Genomic DNA, 18,242 nt, shown 5'->3' with positions numbered 1-18,242 from the left:
GGGAAGCTAGCGCGGGTCAGGCCGCGTTGTCGATGCCAAGTTCCGAAAGCTTGCGGTAAAGAGTGGAGCGGCCGATACCAAGGCGGCGGGCAACTTCGGTCATGCGACCGCGATAGTGGCCGATTGCCAGCCGGATGACGTCGGCCTCGATGTCTTCGAGAGGTCGCAGGTTGCCATCGGGTGCGAACAGGGTGATGCCGGCGCCATCGGTAACATTCGGTGCGCGGCGGCTGGATTCCCCGATCAGGTTCGAAAGGCTGGGGAAGTCTTGTGCCGTTAGCGCCTCGCCATCGCAGAATACGGCGGCGCGGAACAGGGTGGCCTGCAACTGGCGGACATTTCCAGGCCAATCATATGCCGACAGAAGTGCCAACGCTCCATCAGTAATGCCGAGCGGCCTGAGCCCTGGCTGTTCGCCGATGCGGTTCAGGAAATGCCTTGCAAGGGCCGGAATATCGGCGGAGCGCTCGCGCAAGGCGGGCAGCAGGACCTGTGTCTGGCTCAGCAAGGCATGGAGTTCGGCGCGGAAGTCGCGGGTCTCGACAAGGTCCCGCAGGCCAGCATTGGCGCAGGCGATCACTCGAACATCGACGCGGAATGAATGCCGCGCGCCGATGGGCTGGACGTCACCCCGTTCGAGAAAGCGGATCATTCGCTCCTGCACGTAATCCGGCAGGCGATCGACCTCGTCGATGACAAGGGTGCCGCCATCGGCGTGCTGGAGCAATCCGACGTGACGTTCGAATGCTCCGGCGAAAGCGCCTTTCTCGTGTCCGAACAATGCGGATTCAACCTGATTGGCAGGCATGCCGCCGACGTTGATGGTCTTGAGTGCGGTCCGGCTGCGCGGGCTGGCGGCGTGCATGGCGCGGACCAGCATTTCCTTGCCTGTACCGCTTTCGCCTTCGATCAACACGCTGCCATGGGTGCGCGCGGCCTTTGCCGCCACGGCCAGCGCCGCGCGGAAGGCCGGGGTTGCGCCGATCATCGAATCGAAGTCGAGCGGGGCGCCGAATTTCTCGGTCAGGGGTTGCAGTTCACTGGCGTCGGTCTCGCGCGAAGTCGCGCTGCGCAGGGCCTGGAGCAGGCGTTCCGGCGCGACCGGCTTGATAAGGTAATCGGTGGCGCCCGCGCGCATTGCCTCCACAGCGAGCAGGGGCGAGTTGCTGGTAGTCAGCATCAGGATCGGAAGTGCGGGACGGCGTGCCTTCAATTCGGCGATGAGTGCGCAGGCATCGTCGCCCGGAACCCATTGATCCAGAATGATCGCGCCGAGTTGCATACCCTGGCGGGTGCCCAGCGTGGCGATCGCGCTTTCCGAATCGCGGGCGATGACCGTGCGCCAGCCCTCCCGCGAAGCCAGCGCCGAAATCAGGCGGCACTGGGCGGGTTCATCGTCGATGAGCATGAGAAGGCGCTGTTCGGGCTCCTGCATGACCTAGTCTTTTGACTCCCCCGCAAATACGTCAGGAGCATTGCTCTAGGCCGATAGGGTAAAGAGCCGATTAAGCGCGATGAGACTGCTCCGCACTTGAGCGCAGGGGCGGCCATCGCTAGAGCATGCACGTCGCGCCCCAGTGGCGCATGGTTTTTGGGGAAGAAAATGGCTCCGGCAAACGACATCAAGGCTGCAAAGTCGACGTACGAAGGTTTCGTGAACATGGTGAAGTGGGCCACGCCGGCGATCTGCGCGCTGGTTTTCGTGGTCATCCTGGTGATCCAGTAAGAGCGCCGTGGCGGGGGCAATGAAGATCGCCGTCCTTCGGGAACGTGCGACAGGGGAGAGCAGGGTTTCGGCATCGCCCGAGACCGTGAAGAAGTTCATTGCCCTCGGGGCCACAGTGGCCGTCGAGAGCGGGGCGGGGATTACCGCTTCGATCTCCGACGATGATTACCGCGCCGCCGGGGCCGAGGTTGCGGACAATGCGGTGCAGGGCGCGGACATCGTGCTTGGCGTGCAGGGACCGGCGCCTGAGCAGCTGGCAGGCGCAAAGCCCGGCGCATGGATCGTCGCCGGGCTTGATCCCTTCGGCAAGCGGGCACGGGTGGATGCCTATGCCGCTGCCGGATACGAAGCGCTGGCGATGGAGTTCATGCCGCGCATCACGCGTGCGCAGTCCATGGACATTCTGTCTTCGCAGTCGAACCTTGCCGGGTACAAGGCAGTGCTGGTCGCAGCGAACCTCTATGGCCGCGCGTTCCCGATGATGATGACGGCGGCAGGCACGGTCTCGGCTGCCAAGTGCTTCGTCATGGGCGTCGGCGTTGCCGGTCTTCAGGCGATTGCCACGGCGCGCCGCCTCGGTGCGCAGGTCTCGGCGACCGACGTGCGCTCTGCCACCAAGGAGCAGATCCAGTCGCTCGGCGCCAAGCCGATCTTCGTGGAAAGCGTCGCCGGTATCGAAGGCGAGGGCGCCGGCGGCTATGCCACGGAAATGAGCGAGGAATACCAGAAGGCGCAGGCCGAGCTGGTCAGCGCGCACATCGCCAAGCAGGACATCGTCATCACGACTGCGCTGATCCCGGGCCGTGCCGCGCCGCGCCTGATCTCGGATGCGCAGATTGCGACGATGAAGCCGGGCTCGGTGATCTTCGACCTTGCCGTGGCGCAGGGCGGTAACGTCGAAGGTTCGGTGCCGGATCAAGTCGTCGAAAAGCACGGCGTCAAGATCGTCGGCTATTCGAACACGCCGGCGCACCTGCCGGCGGATGCCTCGGCGCTGTTCGCGCGCAATCTCTACAACTTCCTCTCGGCCTTCTGGGACAAGGAGCAGGGCAAGCCTGTTCTGGACGAGGAAATCGGCAACGCCATCCGCCTGACGCAGGGCGGGAAGGTTGTGAACGAACGACTGCTCGGCTGAGGGGGAAAGCCATGGACTTCATATCGATCCTGAGCATTTTCGTGCTCGCCTGCTTTGTCGGGTACTACGTCGTCTGGTCGGTCACGCCGGCCCTGCACACGCCGCTGATGGCGGTGACCAACGCGATCTCCTCGGTGATCGTGGTCGGCGCGCTCGTGGCATCGGCTGCTGCCGGTAGCCCTTCGGCCAAGTGGCTGGGGCTGGGCGCTGTGGTGCTGGCTTCGGTCAACATCTTCGGCGGGTTTGCCGTGACGGCGCGCATGCTGGCGATGTACAAGAAGAAGGAGAAGAAGTGATGGAACACGTCGCTGTCTCTCCTTGGGTGGCGCTGGCCTATCTGGTTTCGGGCGTCCTCTTCATCCTCGCGCTGCGCGGGCTTTCCAGCCCGGCGACGAGCCGTGCGGGCAACCGCTATGGCATGATCGGCATGACCATCGCGGTCGCCACCACGCTGCTGACACACGAGATCGCCAGCTTGCCGGAAATCATCGTGGCGCTGGCCATCGGTGGCGGCATCGGCTTCGTCATCGCCCGCAAGATCGCGATGACCGACATGCCGCAGCTGGTCGCCGCGTTCCACTCGCTGGTCGGCCTTGCCGCCGTGCTGGTGGGCCTTGCTGCCTACCTCAATCCTGATGCCTTCGGAATCATGCTCCCGGACGGCCAGATCAATCCGGTCAGCCGCATCGAGCTCGGCCTCGGCATCGCCATCGGTGCGATCACGTTCTCCGGCTCGGTCATCGCCTTCCTCAAGCTGGCCGGCAAGATGAGCGGATCGCCGATCCTGCTGCCGGGCCGCCATGTGCTGAACCTCGGCACGTTGATCGCGATCATCGGCCTTGTCGCCTACTTCACGCAGGACCAGTCGGCCTGGGTGATCGCGACGATCACGGTGCTGTCGTTCATCATCGGCTTCCTGCTGATCATCCCGATCGGCGGCGCGGACATGCCGGTGGTCGTCTCGATGCTCAACTCGTACTCGGGCTGGGCGGCGGCGGCGATGGGCTTTACCCTGCACAACACCGCGATGATCGTGACAGGCGCACTGGTTGGCTCGTCGGGCGCGATCCTTTCGTACATCATGTGCAAGGCGATGAACCGCGGGTTCCTTGCGGTTATCGCGGGCGGGTTTGGCGCCGAGGCCACTGCCGCTGGTGGCGCTGCCCGCGAGCAGCGCCCGTGGAAGCGCGGGTCTGCCGAGGATGCGGCCTACATGATGAGGGAAGCCGAGAACGTCATCATCATCCCGGGCTACGGCATGGCCGTATCCCAGGCGCAGCACGCGCTGCGCGAGATGGGCGACGTGCTCAAGAAGGAAGGCGTCAACGTCAAGTACGCCATCCACCCTGTGGCGGGCCGCATGCCCGGGCACATGAACGTGCTGCTGGCCGAAGCCAACGTGCCCTATGATGAAGTGTTCGAGCTGGAAGACATCAACAGCGAGTTCGCGCAGGCGGACGTGGCCTTCATCATCGGCGCCAACGACGTGGTCAACCCGGCGGCCAAGACCGACAAGTCCTCGCCGATCTACGGCATGCCGGTGTTCGACGTCGACAAGGCCAAGACGATCTTCTTCGTCAAGCGCTCGATGGGCGGCGTGGGCTATGCCGGCGTCGACAACGACGTGTTCTACATGGACCAGACCATGATGCTCTTGGCTGACGCCAAGAAGATGGTCGAGGATATCGTCAAGGCGCTGCAGCACTGATGCGCAAGGCTGCCGCTGTCATCGCCACGGCCTTGACGCTGGCAGCCTGCTCGCCATCAAAGCTGGCTTATGGAAAGGTCCGCTCGGCGCTCGTCGATGCGGGCCTTTCCGATTCCAACGCTTCGTGCATGGCGGAGCGCATGACCGACCGCCTGAGCATCGGCCAGTTGCAGCGGTTGCAGTCGCTTCAGGCACCTAAACGCGGGTTGGCCGATTATGTCGCCACGGTGAAGCGCCTTGGCGATGCCGAACTGCTTGGTGTCACGACAAGCGCCGCAGCGCTCTGTGCAAGCGGTCTGGCGCCAGAGAGGAAGCGTTAGCGGTCTGGACCTCCCGCGCCGCCTTTCGTAAGGCCGGTGCAAACAGGGGCCTGTCATTCAAGCCCGGGGAGTTATCGTTTTGCGCAAGATCGGCCTTATCGGCGGCATGAGCTGGGTTTCGACCCGCACTTATTACGAAGACATCAACCAGCTGGTGCAGGCGCGCACCTCGAAGACGGCCAGCGCGCCGCTGCTGATCGAAAGCCTCGATTTCACCAACCTTATTCGCCTTTCGACGCCGGAGCAGTGGGACCATGCCGCTGAAGTGCTGACCGACAGCGCCCGCAGGCTGGAGCAGGCGGGGGCCACCGCGCTGCTGATCGGGGCCAATTCGATGCACAAGGTCTATGACAAGGTGGTCGACGCAGTGTCGATCCCGGTGATCCATATTGCGGATGCTGTCGGCGCGAAGATGAAGGAAAAGGGCGTAACGAATGCCACGCTGATTGGCACGCGCAACGTCGTGATGGAGAGCTTCTATCGCAAGCGCCTCGTCGCTCATGGCGTGAGCCTGCTGCCACCCGTCGTCGAGGAAGTCGAAGCGATGGACAAGATCATCTATGACGAGTTGATGCTGGGCAAGGCCTCGCGCTCGGCCGAGCGGACGTTCAAGACCATGCTGACCAACATGGGCCAGCGTGGTGCAAAGGGCGCAGTGCTGGCCTGCACCGAACTGGACATGGTTATCGACGTAGACGCGAACGTGCTGCCGATCTTCGATGGTACGCGCATCCACGCGCAGGCCGCAGTTGACTGGATTCTCGGTTGAGCGCAGCGTGATCGAGGGCCGCGCTTCTTATGCCAGCGACCCTGCGCGCACGCGCGGGCGGGAGTTCGGGCTGGACGACAAGGCCTCGCGCGGGCCGCGCAGCGCGTTCCAGCGCGATCGCGACCGCATCATCCATTCGATCGCGTTCCGCCGGCTGCGCCACAAGACGCAGGTCTTCATCGCGCCGGATGGCGATCATTACCGTGTGCGGCTGACGCATAGCCTTGAGGTGGCACAGATCGGCCGGGTGATCGCCCGCGCGCTGGGGCTGGACGAAGACCTGACCGAAGCGCTCTGCCTTGCGCACGACATTGGTCATCCGCCGTTCGGCCATGCCGGAGAGGATGCTCTGGAAGAGGCAATGGCCGGGGCAGGCGGCTTCGACCACAACGCCAACACTCTGCGCGTATTGATGCGGCTGGAGAGCCCTTATTGCGGGCACGAAGGCTTGAACCTTTCCTGGGAAACGCTGGAGGGCCTGGCAAAGCACAACGGGCCGATCCTGAAGCCGACCTGGGCTCTGGAGGAACTGGACAGGGCATTCTCTCTGGAACTGTCTTCCTTCGCCTCGCTCGAGGCGCAGGTCGCGGCGATTTCGGACGATATCGCCTATGACAATCACGACATTGATGATGGCCTCAGGGCGGGGTTCCTGTGTCTCGATCAATTGCTCGAACTGCCATCGCTGGCAGAGCAGTGGCGCGCGATCGAGCGTCGGTTTCCCGGTGCACCGCAGGACCGCCTGTTGCGTGAACTTGTGCGTGGACAGATCGGCCGGATGGTCAATGATGTCATCACCACGGCTCGGGCCAACATCGCGGAAACGGGGGTCGTTAGCGTCGAGGACGTGCGCGCGGCTGGGCTTGCGCTGGCCACGTTCTCGCCTGCGATGGGCGAGGAAGAGCGGGCACTCAAGCAGTTCATGTATGACCGGCTCTACCTGCACGAGGAGCAGTGCCAGACGGCAGATCGCGCACGCGGCGTGATCGCGGCGCTGTTCCGGGCCTATGCCGAGGACCCTGTGCAGATGCCCGAAAGCTGGCGCGCCTCGCTTCCCGATGCGGAACCGGCACGGACGCGGCACATCGCCGACTTCATTTCGGGCATGACCGACCGCTACGCGATCGACAGCTATGCGCGACTGTTCGGTCAGGCGCCGGAGGGCTTGCGCAATGTCTGAGCAGACCCGCGTGGTTCTCGTCGGCGCGACTGGGCTGATCGGTCGTGCGGTCATGGTCGAGGCGGTCGGTCGTCCCGACATCCATCTGGTCGCCGTTGCGCGTCGCGAGGTTCCGCTGCCGCCCGGCGCGCGCATGGAAATGCTGCTGTCTGATACCAGCCATTGGCCTGATGCCATAGCGGCGGGACGCCCGCATACCGTGGTCATTGCGCTGGGCACCACGATCAATGCCGTGGGCGGAAGCCGCCAGGCCTTTCGCGCCGTGGACCATGACCTTGTCCTGGAATGCGCGGCGGCGGCCAAGGCCGCAGGGGCGCGCCAACTTATCGTCGTGTCCTCGGTGGGGGCGCAGTTCTCGTCGAAGAACTTCTACCTTTCGGTCAAGGGCGAGGTCGAAGACAAGCTGGCGAAGCTGCACTTCGATCGGCTCGACGTAATCCGGCCCGGACTGTTGCGGGGCAGGCGCGATGGTTCACCCAGGCCCGCCGAAAGGATCGGCATGATCCTCAGCCCGCTGACAGACCTTCTGATGCTCGGCAGCTTGCGCAAGTATCGTTCCGCCAAGGCCAGCGACGTGGCGAAAGTGATCCTGAAGCTGGCTGGCACGAAGCAGCATGGGCGTGTGGTGCACCAGCACGACGAGATGCAGCGCATCCTGCGCAGGGGATAAGCTGGTCTCACTCCGGTTGACTTCCTGCTGCACTGCAACGATGAGGAAGCGTCGCTGATCGCGCGGGAGAGCTCTCTCGATTCGTTCAGGGTCGAGAGACGCCGAAGGAGCAACCGCCCCGGAATCTCTCAGGCAAATGGACCGCGTTGGTCGATAGCGACACTCTGGAAAGTGCCGCTTCCCGCAAAGGGAAGGGCCGCCGAAGGGGTAACCCCATCCAAACCCGTCTGGAGAGGCGGGCGGGGGAAAGCTCTCAGGTTTCCGTGACAGAGGGGGCGCCGCATGGCGTCTGAACTGCACGGGACTGATATTTGTGAGCGACACATACAATACCTCTGGCAATAACTCTGGCGATATTTCCGATATCGACCCTGACGTACCTGTCGGCCCGCTGACCTTGCCGCTTGATGCCTGGCACCGTGCGCGCGGTGGACGGATGGTCGATTTCGCGGGCTACTGGATGCCGGTCCAGTTCGAAGGGATCATCGCCGAACACCTCTGGACGCGGACGAGCGCCGGGTTCTTCGATGTTTCGCACATGGGGCAGCTTTATGTTTCGGGTGAGGGTGCTGAGGCGGCGCTGGAAGCAGTCCTGCCGATCGACCTTTCAACGCTGCCTGTGGGCGGCGTGCGCTACTCGCTCCTGCTCAACGAGGATGGCGGGATTCTCGACGACCTGATGGTCACGCGCTGGGGCACCGGCTTCTACCTCGTCGTCAACGGCGCGACCAAGTGGGACGACATTGGCCACCTGCGCGAGCACTTGCCCGATGCCGTAACCCTGAACCACCTTGAGGACAGCGCGCTGTTTGCCTTGCAGGGGCCGAAGGCGTTCGAAGCGCTGGAACGGCTGGTTACTGGCGAATACTCGCTCTCGGCGCTCACTTTCATGCGTGGCGGGCAGTTCAAGCTTGGCGGCGTCGACGCATGGATCAGCCGCTCGGGCTATACCGGCGAGGATGGATTCGAGATCGCGGTCCCGGCCGAAAGCGCCGCTGAACTTGCCGATCTGATTTGCGGTCAACCGCAAGTAAAACCGATCGGCCTTGGCGCACGCGACAGTCTGCGGCTTGAGGCCGGGCTGCCGCTCTACGGCCACGACATGACCGAGACGGTGGATCCGGTCAGCGCCGACCTGCTGTTCGGGATCAACAAGCGCCGCCGCATCGAAGGTGGTTTCATCGGTGCGGACAGGGTGCTGCCGCGCATCGCCACTGGTGCTGCCAACCGCCGTGTGGGCCTCGCCATCGACGGCCGCATGGCCGCGCGTGAGGGCGCCAAGGTGCTTTCGGGCGAAACCGAAGTTGGCACCGTCACCTCCGGCGGTTTCTCGCCCAGCCTCGAGCGTCCCATCGCCATGGCTTATGTGCCGGTCGATCTTGCCGCTGCCGGCACTCCGCTTTCCATCGACGTTCGTGGCCGCAAGCTTGCTGCCAGCATCGTGCCCATGCCTTTCGTTCCCCATCGCTACCATCGCAAAGGAGCCGCCTGATGACCCGCTATTTCACCAAGGACCACGAATGGATCGCGGTTGAAGGCGATGAAGCAACGGTCGGGATCACCGACTATGCCCAGAGCCAGCTGGGCGACATCACCTTCGTGGAACTGCCCGGTGCAGGCAGTGAGGTGGGCAAGGGCGACAGCGCCTCTGTTGTCGACAGCGTCAAGGCAGCGTCGGACGTCTATGCCCCGGTTTCGGGCACCGTCACGGTTGCCAATGCCGCCCTCGAAGAACAGCCGGAGCTGGTCAACTCCGACCCCGAAGGTGAAGGCTGGCTATGGAAGATGACCCTTTCCGAAGCCGCCGAACTCGATGGCCTGATGGACGAGGCCTCCTACCAGGCCTACGTCGCGGAGCTTTGATCCTATGCGCTATCTTCCCCTGACCGACGCCGACCGGAGCGCGATGCTTTCGGTCATCGGTGCCGGCTCGATCGACGAACTATTCGCCGACGTGCCTGCCGAAGCGCGTCTCTCTGCGCCCATTGCGGGCCTGCCGAACCACGCCAGCGAAATGACGGTCGAGCGTCACATGGCGCGACTTTCGGCAGACAATACGACCGCCGGATCTGTGCCATTCTTCCTCGGTGCCGGTGCCTATCGCCACCATGTGCCGGCCACCGTCGATCACATGATCCAGCGCGGCGAGTTCCTGACCGCGTACACGCCCTATCAGCCGGAAATCGCGCAGGGCACGCTGCAAGTCCTGTTCGAATTCCAAACCCAGGTCGCACGGCTCTTCGGCACGGACGTAGCCAACGCCTCGCTGTACGACGGCTCTACCGCGTGCTGGGAAGCGATCGCGATGGCTGGGCGCATCACAAAGCGCGGCAAAGCGATCCTCTCGGGCGGGCTTCATCCCCACTACGTCGAAACCGCGCGCACGATGGCGAAGTTCACGGGTGACGTTCTCGACACCACCGTTCCCGATCTTGCGACGGATCCGGACGATGATGCACTGATTGCAAAGATCGATGTCGAAACGTCATGCGTCGTTGTGCAGTACCCGGATATTCTGGGCCGCATACCTGATCTGGCAAAGATTGCAGCCGCCGCGCAAGGCGCAGGCGCGCTGCTGATCGCCGTTGTGACCGAACCGGTTGCGCTTGGCGTGCTGCAGAGCCCGGGTAGCCTGGGCGCGGACATTGTCGTGGGCGAGGGTCAGTCGCTCGGGGTCGGCCTGCAATTTGGCGGCCCCTACCTTGGCCTGTTCGGATGCCGCGAAAAGTATCTGCGCCAGATCCCAGGCCGTCTCTGTGGCGAGACGGTCGATGCCGATGGCAAGCGCGGGTTCGTGCTTACGCTGTCTACGCGCGAACAGCACATTCGCCGCGAGAAGGCGACCAGCAACATCTGCACAAACTCCGGTCTGTGCGCGTTGGCTTTCTCGATCCACATGACCCTGCTGGGCGGTTCGGGCCTGTCAGACATGGCGAAGTTGAGCCACCTTGCCGCACGCAAGACCGCCGCTGCGCTGGCCGAAGTCCCGGGCGTGGAGGTGGTGAACAGACACTACTTCAATGAATTCACCGTGACCCTGCCGCGCGATGCGCGCCAGATCGTGCGCGAACTTGCTGACCGCCAGGTACTTGGCGGCATCTCGCTCGGCCGGCTCTACCCGCAGGAAGAGAGCCTCGCTAACGGCATGGTCGTGGCCGCCACCGAATGCACGACGGATGAAGACATCGCTGCGCTGGTCGCGGCGCTGAAGGAGGTGCTGGCATGAACGCGATCAACCCCACCGGATGGCGTCCCTCGATGGGCGAGAATGCGCCCGACAACGGTATCCAGACCTTCACCGGCAACCGCGCGCTGCAGCTGGAGGAAGCGCTCCTGTTCGAACTCGGCAATGCCGATCGCTCGGGCGTGGACTTTCCAGCAACAGACGGGATCGATCTCTCGGCATTGGGGCCAATGGCCCGTGCCGAACGTCCCGATCTGCCGGGGCTGTCGGAGCCGGAAACGGTGCGTCATTATACGCGCCTCTCGCGCCAGAACTATGCGATCGATCTTGGTCTTTTCCCGCTCGGCTCGTGCACGATGAAGCACAATCCGCGACTGGACGAGAAGGTGGCGCGCATGCCCGGCTTTGCCGACGTGCACCCGCTGCAGCCAGTCCAAACAGTGCAGGGCGCGCTCGGCGTTATCAACGAACTGGCGCATTGGCTGATCGAGCTGACAGGCATGCATGGCGTCGCAATGACGCCCAAGGCCGGGGCTCACGGCGAACTCTGCGGGCTGCTCTGCATCCGTGCCGCGCTGGAAGCCAAGGGCGATCCGCGTGATGTCATCCTTGTGCCGGAAAGCGCGCACGGCACCAATCCCGCAACGGCGGCCTTCGCCGGGTTCAAGGTCGAAAACATCCCGGCCACTCCGGATGGCCGTGTCGATACCGCCGCGCTGACCGCGCGGCTTGGTCCCGATGTGGCGGGCGTGATGATCACCAACCCCAACACCTGCGGGTTGTTCGAGCGTGACCTGAAGATCATTGCCGACGCGGTTCACGCCGCTGGCGGCTACGTCTATTGTGATGGGGCGAACTTCAACGCCATCGTCGGGCGCGTGCGTCCCGGTGATCTTGGCGTCGACGCCATGCACATCAACCTGCACAAGACCTTCTCCACCCCGCACGGTGGTGGCGGTCCGGGTTCGGGGCCGGTGGTTCTGTCCGAAGCGCTTTCGCCATTTGGTCCGCTGCCATTTACCGCGAGGCAGGCCGATGGTTCGATCAAGCTCATCGAGGAAGAGCAGGCGCATCAGGAGCACCCGCAAGCATTCGGCCGGATGTGCGCATTCCATGGCCAGATGGGCATGTACACCCGCGCCCTTGCCTACATTCTCAGCCACGGCGCGGATGGCTTGCGGCAGGTCTCGGGTGATGCGGTGCTAAACGCCAATTACGTTCTGCGCAGCCTTGATGACGTGCTTGATGCGCCCTTCGGTGGCGCCGGACCATGCATGCATGAAGCGCTGTTTTCGGACGATGGCTTTGCTGAAGGCTTCTCGACCAACGATCTCGCCAAGGGTCTGATCGACGAGGGCTATCACCCGATGACGGTCTACTTCCCGCTGGTCGTCCACGGAGCCATGCTCGTGGAGCCGACCGAGACCGAAAGCAAGGCTGGGCTTGACCAGTTCATTGGCGCGATGCGATCCTTGGCACAGCGGGCCAAGGCAGGGGATGAGCTGCTGAAGTCCGCGCCGCATTTGGCTCCGCGGCGTCGTCTCGACGAGACACTTGCAGCGCGAAAGCCCAAGCTGGTCTACAAGGACTGAGGATACGAAAAGGGCCGCCCCGGAAATCCGGAGCGGCCCTTTTTCTCAACCACAAGACCGATCAGTTGATCGCTTCTTCGGTTTCATTGGCTGCCGACTTCAGGTCGTCGCCCGCACCGCGCACGGTGTTGCAGGCAGTGGCGCCGAGCAGAAGACCACCCATCATGGTGGCAAATACGAACTTGCGGATCATGGCTTACACCTTTCGAACTTTGGGGTGAGGCGGGGGAACCTCACGATCTGGACAAGAGGCGAAACGCCGCAATTGCGGCGCGGTTCCATCATGCAGCCAGAGGGGCACGTTCCCGAGCGCGGGCCAAGAGATGTTCGCGCCAGGCAATCAGGAGGCTTGCCCCGATGATGATCGGCGCGCCCAGCCAGGTGGTTGCTGGCGGAAGGCGATTGAAGATCAGCCAACCCCAGAACGTCGCCCATGCCAGTTGGATGTAGTCAACCACGATGACGCTCGACACCGAGCCGAAGCGGAGCGAAGCAGTCATCGCAATCTGTGCGAACAGCCCGGAGATACCGATCCCTGCCAGCATCGCCCAGCCAACGGCGTCATGGCCAAGATCCTGTCCGATCAATCCAAGCGCCAGAACGGGGGCACTGAAAGCCGAGAAGTAGAACACGACCGTAATCGGTTCCTCGGTGCGGCCAAGATCGCGGACCTGGATGGTCACCAGCGCGACCATGAAGGCGGCGCCAATGCCAACCGCAACGCCGAACGGCGGCAGGCTGGTAGTGTCGGGCCCAGCAATGACCACGACCCCGAGCAGGCCCATTATGACCGCAGTCCAGCGCCACGGGCCGACCTTTTCCTTGAGGAACAACGCAGAAAGGATCACGGCGAAGATCGGCGTCGTGAAGCCCAGTATGGTCGCTTCGGCCAGGGGCAGCAGCCTGACCACGCCCAGAGTCAGGAACATGCCTGTCCCGCCGATCAACGCGCGCCGGGCATGAATCCAGGGGCGCTGTGTCCTCAACCGCCCGATTTGCCCGCGCGCCGCCAGCCACCCGAAGATCGATAGCGCCGGCAGGGCTTGCCGGAAGAAAAGCGTTTCGGGCAGCGCTATGTTTCGCTCGCCAGTGAGCTTGACCAGCAGCAGCATGACCGAGAACAGAACCGTCGCAACCAGTCGCAGGCCGAGGGCCAGCATGGGGCGATCGTGGGCGCTGGACATCGCTTTTGCCATGAGCGGGCCATAGGCCATTGCCCCTTGCGATCAACCCCCTCGTTGCCCATCTGGCGAGCAATGGAAGACTGGTTCCCGCATATCTGGCAATATCACTTCGCCGCCGGCGCACTTGCGCTCGCTGTCGCGACAACATCGGTCTGGGCTGAACGTCGGCGTTTCCGTCGTGTAAATCTTGACGCGGTGGGCTTCATGCCGTGGACCGTGATCTATATGATCGCGTTTCTGGCAGCGTGCGTATTCCTCGGCCTGGCCGCGAGGGAGTGGTTCGCGGCCTGATCCGATATCAGAGGCAGGCTTCCAGGTAGGCTTGGTCAAAGCCGAACTGACGTGCCTTTTCGAGCGTGTAGGGGCGCAGGCCTGACGGTCGGAATTCGCCAATGATCTTGCCTTCTTCGGTCTCGTCCAGATACTCGAACTTGAACAGTTCCTGGGTCACGATCACGTCGCCTTCCATCCCGATCACTTCGGTGATGTTGGTAGTGCGACGCGAACCGTCCCGCAGGCGCTTGACCTGAACGATGATGTCGACCGATTCCGCGATCTGGCGGCTGATGGCTTCCTTGGGGATCTTTATGTCGCCCATCAGGATCATGTTTTCCATACGTCCCAGACATTCGCGCGGGGAGTTGGCGTGAAGCGTGCACATCGAGCCATCATGGCCCGTGTTCATCGCCGCGAGCAGATCGAAGCACTCTGCGCCACGAATTTCGCCGAGGATGATGCGGTCAGGGCGCATACGCAGGGCGTTCTTCACCAGGTCGCCGATTGTGATTGCGCCCTGGCCTTCAAGGTTCGGCGGGCGCGTTTCGAGCGGCAGCCAGTGCGGCTGCTGCAGGCGAAGTTCCGCGGCGTCTTCGATGGTCAGCACGCGCTCGCCGGGGTCGATCATCTTTGACAGGGCGTTGAGCATGGTCGTCTTGCCCGAACCGGTACCGCCCGAGATGACGATGTTCATGCGGCAGGCACCCGCGATCTTCAGCGCAGTGCACATCTTGTCCGACATCGAACCGAAATCGCGCAGCATGTCGAGCGTGATCGGCTTTTCGGAAAACTTACGGATCGAGATGGCCGTGCCACGAAGCGACAGCGGCGGGACGATCACGTTGACGCGGCTACCGTCCTTGAGGCGGGCGTCGGCCAGGGGCGTCGTCTGGTCAACGCGTCGGCCGACCTGGTTGACGATGCGCTGCGCGATCTGGAACAGGTGGCTTTCATCGCGGAAACGGATCGGGGCGAGCTGGAGCTTGCCCTTCTTTTCGATGTAGGTCTGCTCCGGGCCGTTGACCATGATGTCCGACACGTCGGGGTCGTTGAGCAGCTCTTCCAGCGGCCCGAAGCCGAGCAGCTCGTCGATCAGCACCTTCTCCAGCGCGAACTGTTCACGCCGGTTCAGGGTGACCTTGAGTTCGGCCAGCACTTCCAGGATGATCGGGCGAAATTCTTCGGAAAGCTCGTCCTTGGTCAGCGTGGCCGCCGCTTCGGGATCGACGCGCTCGAGCAGGCGCGGCAGCACCTGTTCCTTGATCTTGTGAACCGAAGCCTCGAAGCCCTCGGCCTGATAGTTGCCTTCGTTTACGCCGTTCGCACGGTCGGCAAGGCGGGTGAGGGCATCAGCCTTGAGCGATGCGGCGTTGATCGGGGTATCAACTGGATCGAGCGGTGGCAGGGGCGGGAACTGATCACCGCCCATGGGCATCGGCACTGCCGTCGGTGCTGCGGGCACCGGCGCCGCAGATTCGCCGCTGCGCATCGGCCGGGCAACACCAAACGAGGGGCGAGCCCCGGCGGCGTTGCCTGCAATCCCGTTCTTTCGCCCGAAAGCGCTCATTCGCAGTTCCCGTCAGTGTCCCGACGATCATCCGGCCAAACTGGTCAGCGATCCGTCTTCAGGAATGGTGAATAGACTTGAAACTTTGAAGATTCCCTAATTTGTGTCACTTCAGGACTTTCGGGCGATGACAATGTATCCGTCGCCGAAGTCAGTCCTGCGGAATAGCCGCTGGGTCTGGCAGGCAAGCGCCATTGCGAAGCGACCGAGCCAGCTCTGTTGCATGCCAAAATAGGCGAGGTCGACAGACCGATCCGTTCCGCTGGCTGCCGTAGCGGTGTGCGGATCATCTGCTCCGCCAGCCATGTCCTTGTTGCGGAAGCGCTTGTTTGCGAGCCAGTTGGTAAAGGTTGCCAGCGGATAGCCGTAACACTCCAGGCCTTCGAGGCGCAGGTTGGATCGCGCAGTAAGTCGCATGATGTCGGCACGGTCGTACCTGCGTACATGGCCCGCCCATTCGTCGCGCCTGCTCCAGCTGCGCATGTGAGCGGGCATCGAAAGCATGACGAGACCGCCGGGCTTCAACCAGGTCAGCCATTCCCGAAGAGCTTGCTCGTCCTGTTCGATATGTTCGAGGACCTCGAAGGCCAGGAGCGTGTCAAAGCTCTCCTTCCAGTCCGGAGCAGGTTCGCTCACGATCTGGGTGGCGCCGGTGCCATTTGTCATCGTTCTTGCCACCGACGCTGCGGCAGGTGCGGCTTCAAGGCCGATACATTTGTGTCCGAGATCAGCCAGTTCGCGCAGCAACGCGCCCGCACCGCAGCCGACTTCCAGGACACGTCCCGGCGCATGTCCGGCCAGAGCTGCCATGATGCGATCCCGTCGTAGCACATAGCGTGGGGCGGGTACCCAAAGTCCCTCCAGCATCGGGCCGTATTGCCTGTCCTTGCAAAACAGGCCTTCGTGGGTGTCAGACCGGGCGTGGAGCATCGTAGTCGTATTCACTGTGTCTCCAGCGCACTTGCAAGTTGATCCCTGACCACAGTCATCCCGACCGTGGTCATTTCCTTCTGCGCCGCCTTGTGGATTTCGACGGACTTTGCCGGATCACACAGTTCTTGTGCCAGTGTGATCAATGCGTTGGCAAGGTCGAAGGGATCTCCAGGACGAACAAGGCGGATTGACCTGCCTGGAGCGATGATTTCCCGGATCGCAGGACAATCCATGGTTACAAGTGGCCGCCTTGCTGCAAGGATCTGAAAGACCTTGTTTGGGATCACGCGAGCAGCTTTCCCTTTGGCGGCAAATACGCCCAGGCAGATCGAGGCCTCGGCGATTTTCTGCGCGAGGAGCCGGTAGTCAACCCATGGAATGCGCTTCACATTCTTGAGCTGATGCAGCTTTATCATGGCATCGACGGATGGCTGTTCCTGACCGGTGCCGATTATGGTGAATTCCATGGCAGGCGCTTCGGAGCGAGAGGCTATTTCGCAGATGGCCTCCACGATGACCGGCAGGCCGTGGAGGGGGATGAACTGGCCGTAGAAGAGCACTTTGACAGGCATTCCGGCGGCCGGATTGCTGACCGGCGTGAAAACGTCGCTTTCAACTCCGACCCACACAGTTCCTGTCCTGGACAAGGGCAGGCGATAGAGCGCTGCAATGTAGCGGGCGTGTTCGCAGGTATCGAGCAGTATGGTTGCGGCAGCGCGAGTGGCCAACCATTCGGTCGAATAGAGAAGCTTGGCGAACAGGCTGCCTTTCCGAATCATCTGACGGTCGATCACGATCGTGTCATAGGCGGAAAGGAACATGTCCCAGCAGATCCGCGCACCGCGCAATCTCGCGAAGGGGTAGAGCACCAGAACATCAAGTATACCGGGATAAGGCACGACAACGCGGTTATGCTGCGGTGTGCGCAGATAGGCCAACAGCAACGCAGGATAGGCTGCGAGCAAGCGCAGGAAGACGATCAGGCGTGCACCTGGGCCCAACATCGACTTGTCTTCGATCTCGTTCCATGGGGAGCGGTGGCAGATGACAAGGTCTGGCTCAAGCGAGCGCAAGGCTTCCAGCATAATTCGCACGCGTGGCTTGCCGCAATCGAACGTACCCCAGACAATCGTCCTGCCATTCATATGTCATCGCCCAGGGATGATCGGTTCGGTGCTTTCGACATCAGATTTGCCACTACGGCAACGGCGCTCGCCGTCAGGCAGGCAAGGCGATCAAGCCCCACGGCAAGGAACGCCGCCGCTGGCGCAACTTTGACGGAATTTGCAACAAGCGCCGCAAGGCTCTCGCTGATGCCAAGGCCTGCTGGAGCAATGGCAGCAGCAGAGCCAGCAATGTTGGCCAGGGCAAACGGGAGCGTATGCATCGGAGGTACGTGCAATCCCAGACAAAGCAGTGCAATATGAAGGCGCAGCGCAATCAGGGCCAATCCGGCAAGGCGGTGGCCGACCGTCAACAAAGTCAGCACTACCCCGACATGCCGCAGCATCCACAAGATCGTTGGTAACATTCCCATCAGGCCTGCCACGGCCATCACCCAGCTGGCATTGGCCTCATGAAGCCATAGGGCAAAGCTGCATCCAAGGCTTGCAAGTGCAATCCAGAGCACCGCCGTCATCAGCACCAATAGCGAACTTTGCGCAGCGCTGGCTCCAGCCGCCATCAGCGCGCCGACCCGGACCATTGCTCCGCCCGGTATGGGAAGGGCTTCGGCCAAGGTGCCGTATGAAGCGATCATCGTGGCCTGTTTAAGGGTGTTGCGTGCCCCCGCGCAGCGTGAAAGCAGGGCAAACCCCAGTCCAGAGTAGAGCAGCGAGAGCGGCATGAGCAGCACAGTGGCCAGAAGCGCCTGGGGATCAAGATCGCGTGGGGCCAGACCAAGCGTCCGAAAGGCGTACCAGCTGCCGCTGGCGAAAAGTCCGGTAGCCGCAAGAAGCAGCGGCATTCTTCGGCGCGCAACAAGGGACTGTATCCTTC

The 18,242-nt window shown here is 62.7% G+C and carries 20 protein-coding genes and 2 riboswitches; of the genes, 13 read left to right on the top strand and 7 right to left on the bottom strand.

Features of this window, described 5'->3' with window-relative positions; all coding sequences use genetic code 11:
* Positions 1 to 16: 16 nt before the first annotated feature.
* The gene (locus tag AC1Q5P_RS01650; protein ID WP_492517953.1) at positions 17 to 1,435 is read right to left on the bottom strand and encodes a sigma-54-dependent transcriptional regulator; all 1,419 of its coding nucleotides are present in this window, start codon (positions 1,433 to 1,435) and stop codon (positions 17 to 19) included.
* A 168-nt stretch (positions 1,436 to 1,603) separates the two neighbouring features.
* Here AC1Q5P_RS01650 and AC1Q5P_RS01645 point away from each other — a divergent pair, with 168 nt between their 5' ends.
* From AC1Q5P_RS01645 to gcvPB, 12 genes are all read left to right on the top strand, one after another.
* A complete protein-coding gene (locus AC1Q5P_RS01645) occupies positions 1,604 to 1,726 on the top strand; it encodes an aa3-type cytochrome c oxidase subunit IV (RefSeq protein ID WP_082013273.1) in 123 nt (40 codons plus the stop codon).
* Between the two features lie 19 nt (positions 1,727 to 1,745).
* A complete protein-coding gene (locus AC1Q5P_RS01640) occupies positions 1,746 to 2,861 on the top strand; it encodes an NAD(P) transhydrogenase subunit alpha (protein WP_492517952.1) in 1,116 nt (371 codons plus the stop codon).
* An 11-nt stretch (positions 2,862 to 2,872) separates the two neighbouring features.
* Positions 2,873 to 3,157, top strand: a complete 285-nt coding sequence (locus AC1Q5P_RS01635; protein WP_011445494.1) for an NAD(P) transhydrogenase subunit alpha part 2 — start codon at positions 2,873 to 2,875, stop codon at positions 3,155 to 3,157.
* Positions 3,157 to 4,569: an NAD(P)(+) transhydrogenase (Re/Si-specific) subunit beta gene (locus tag AC1Q5P_RS01630; protein ID WP_039332090.1), complete on the top strand. Its 1,413-nt coding sequence runs from the start codon at positions 3,157 to 3,159 to the stop codon at positions 4,567 to 4,569. Before AC1Q5P_RS01635 ends, AC1Q5P_RS01630 begins: the two co-directional genes overlap by 1 nt.
* On the top strand, positions 4,569 to 4,889 hold the full coding sequence (locus AC1Q5P_RS01625; RefSeq protein ID WP_062346751.1) for a hypothetical protein: 321 nt from the start codon (positions 4,569 to 4,571) through the stop codon (positions 4,887 to 4,889). The genes AC1Q5P_RS01630 and AC1Q5P_RS01625 overlap by 1 nt, the downstream gene beginning before the upstream one ends.
* Positions 4,890 to 4,968: 79 nt before the next feature.
* The gene (locus AC1Q5P_RS01620) at positions 4,969 to 5,658 is read left to right on the top strand and encodes an aspartate/glutamate racemase family protein (protein WP_039332092.1); all 690 of its coding nucleotides are present in this window, start codon (positions 4,969 to 4,971) and stop codon (positions 5,656 to 5,658) included.
* 10 nt (positions 5,659 to 5,668) lie between these two features.
* On the top strand, positions 5,669 to 6,838 hold the full coding sequence (locus AC1Q5P_RS01615; RefSeq protein WP_492517999.1) for a deoxyguanosinetriphosphate triphosphohydrolase: 1,170 nt from the start codon (positions 5,669 to 5,671) through the stop codon (positions 6,836 to 6,838).
* Entirely contained in the window at positions 6,831 to 7,508 is a 678-nt protein-coding gene (locus tag AC1Q5P_RS01610; RefSeq protein WP_492517951.1) for an NAD(P)H-binding protein, read from the top strand. The genes AC1Q5P_RS01615 and AC1Q5P_RS01610 overlap by 8 nt, the downstream gene beginning before the upstream one ends.
* Before the next feature lie 53 nt (positions 7,509 to 7,561).
* Positions 7,562 to 7,662, top strand: a riboswitch (glycine riboswitch).
* Positions 7,663 to 7,788: riboswitch (glycine riboswitch) on the top strand.
* Positions 7,789 to 7,863: 75 nt separating this feature from the next.
* Positions 7,864 to 9,000 (top strand): glycine cleavage system aminomethyltransferase GcvT, encoded by a 1,137-nt coding sequence (gene gcvT / locus AC1Q5P_RS01605; protein WP_492517998.1) that lies wholly within the window; start codon positions 7,864 to 7,866, stop codon positions 8,998 to 9,000.
* Positions 9,000 to 9,371, top strand: coding sequence for a glycine cleavage system protein GcvH (gene gcvH / locus AC1Q5P_RS01600; protein WP_039332096.1), 372 nt, complete (start codon positions 9,000 to 9,002; stop codon positions 9,369 to 9,371). Before gcvT ends, gcvH begins: the two co-directional genes overlap by 1 nt.
* Positions 9,372 to 9,375: 4 nt before the next feature.
* A complete protein-coding gene (gene gcvPA / locus AC1Q5P_RS01595) occupies positions 9,376 to 10,734 on the top strand; it encodes an aminomethyl-transferring glycine dehydrogenase subunit GcvPA (RefSeq protein ID WP_039332098.1) in 1,359 nt (452 codons plus the stop codon).
* A complete protein-coding gene (gcvPB, locus tag AC1Q5P_RS01590) occupies positions 10,731 to 12,284 on the top strand; it encodes an aminomethyl-transferring glycine dehydrogenase subunit GcvPB (RefSeq protein WP_039332100.1) in 1,554 nt (517 codons plus the stop codon). Before gcvPA ends, gcvPB begins: the two co-directional genes overlap by 4 nt.
* 61 nt (positions 12,285 to 12,345) lie before the next feature.
* Here gcvPB and AC1Q5P_RS01585 read toward each other — a convergent pair whose 3' ends face one another.
* On the bottom strand, positions 12,346 to 12,477 hold the full coding sequence (locus tag AC1Q5P_RS01585) for a hypothetical protein (protein ID WP_255355086.1): 132 nt from the start codon (positions 12,475 to 12,477) through the stop codon (positions 12,346 to 12,348).
* Between the two features lie 88 nt (positions 12,478 to 12,565).
* Positions 12,566 to 13,480 carry a DMT family transporter gene (locus tag AC1Q5P_RS01580; protein WP_236727061.1) on the bottom strand — a complete coding sequence of 305 codons (915 nt, stop codon included), beginning with the start codon at positions 13,478 to 13,480 and terminating at the stop codon, positions 12,566 to 12,568.
* A 60-nt stretch (positions 13,481 to 13,540) separates the two neighbouring features.
* Here AC1Q5P_RS01580 and AC1Q5P_RS01575 point away from each other — a divergent pair, with 60 nt between their 5' ends.
* Positions 13,541 to 13,759: a hypothetical protein gene (locus AC1Q5P_RS01575; RefSeq protein WP_052242026.1), complete on the top strand. Its 219-nt coding sequence runs from the start codon at positions 13,541 to 13,543 to the stop codon at positions 13,757 to 13,759.
* A 7-nt stretch (positions 13,760 to 13,766) separates the two neighbouring features.
* On the opposite strand, the gene AC1Q5P_RS01570 is transcribed toward AC1Q5P_RS01575, so the two are convergent.
* The 4 genes from AC1Q5P_RS01570 to AC1Q5P_RS01555 all read right to left on the bottom strand — a co-directional run bounded on the left by AC1Q5P_RS01570 (position 13,767) and on the right by AC1Q5P_RS01555 (position 18,210).
* Positions 13,767 to 15,311, bottom strand: coding sequence for a TadA family conjugal transfer-associated ATPase (locus tag AC1Q5P_RS01570; RefSeq protein ID WP_052242028.1), 1,545 nt, complete (start codon positions 15,309 to 15,311; stop codon positions 13,767 to 13,769).
* Between the two features lie 111 nt (positions 15,312 to 15,422).
* A complete protein-coding gene (locus tag AC1Q5P_RS01565) occupies positions 15,423 to 16,256 on the bottom strand; it encodes a class I SAM-dependent methyltransferase (RefSeq protein ID WP_492517950.1) in 834 nt (277 codons plus the stop codon).
* Positions 16,253 to 17,329, bottom strand: coding sequence for a glycosyltransferase (locus AC1Q5P_RS01560; RefSeq protein ID WP_492517949.1), 1,077 nt, complete (start codon positions 17,327 to 17,329; stop codon positions 16,253 to 16,255). Before AC1Q5P_RS01560 ends, AC1Q5P_RS01565 begins: the two co-directional genes overlap by 4 nt.
* Before the next feature lie 56 nt (positions 17,330 to 17,385).
* Complete coding sequence (locus AC1Q5P_RS01555) at positions 17,386 to 18,210, bottom strand: hypothetical protein (RefSeq protein ID WP_492517948.1); 825 nt, start codon at positions 18,208 to 18,210, stop codon at positions 17,386 to 17,388.
* Between the last annotated feature and the right edge of the window lie 32 nt (positions 18,211 to 18,242).

The sequence above is a fragment of the Novosphingobium sp. GW835-FHT14H07 genome (assembly GCF_058793515.1).
The sequence above is the reverse complement of the archived record's forward strand: the minus strand, read 5'-3'. Positions and strand labels throughout refer to the sequence as shown.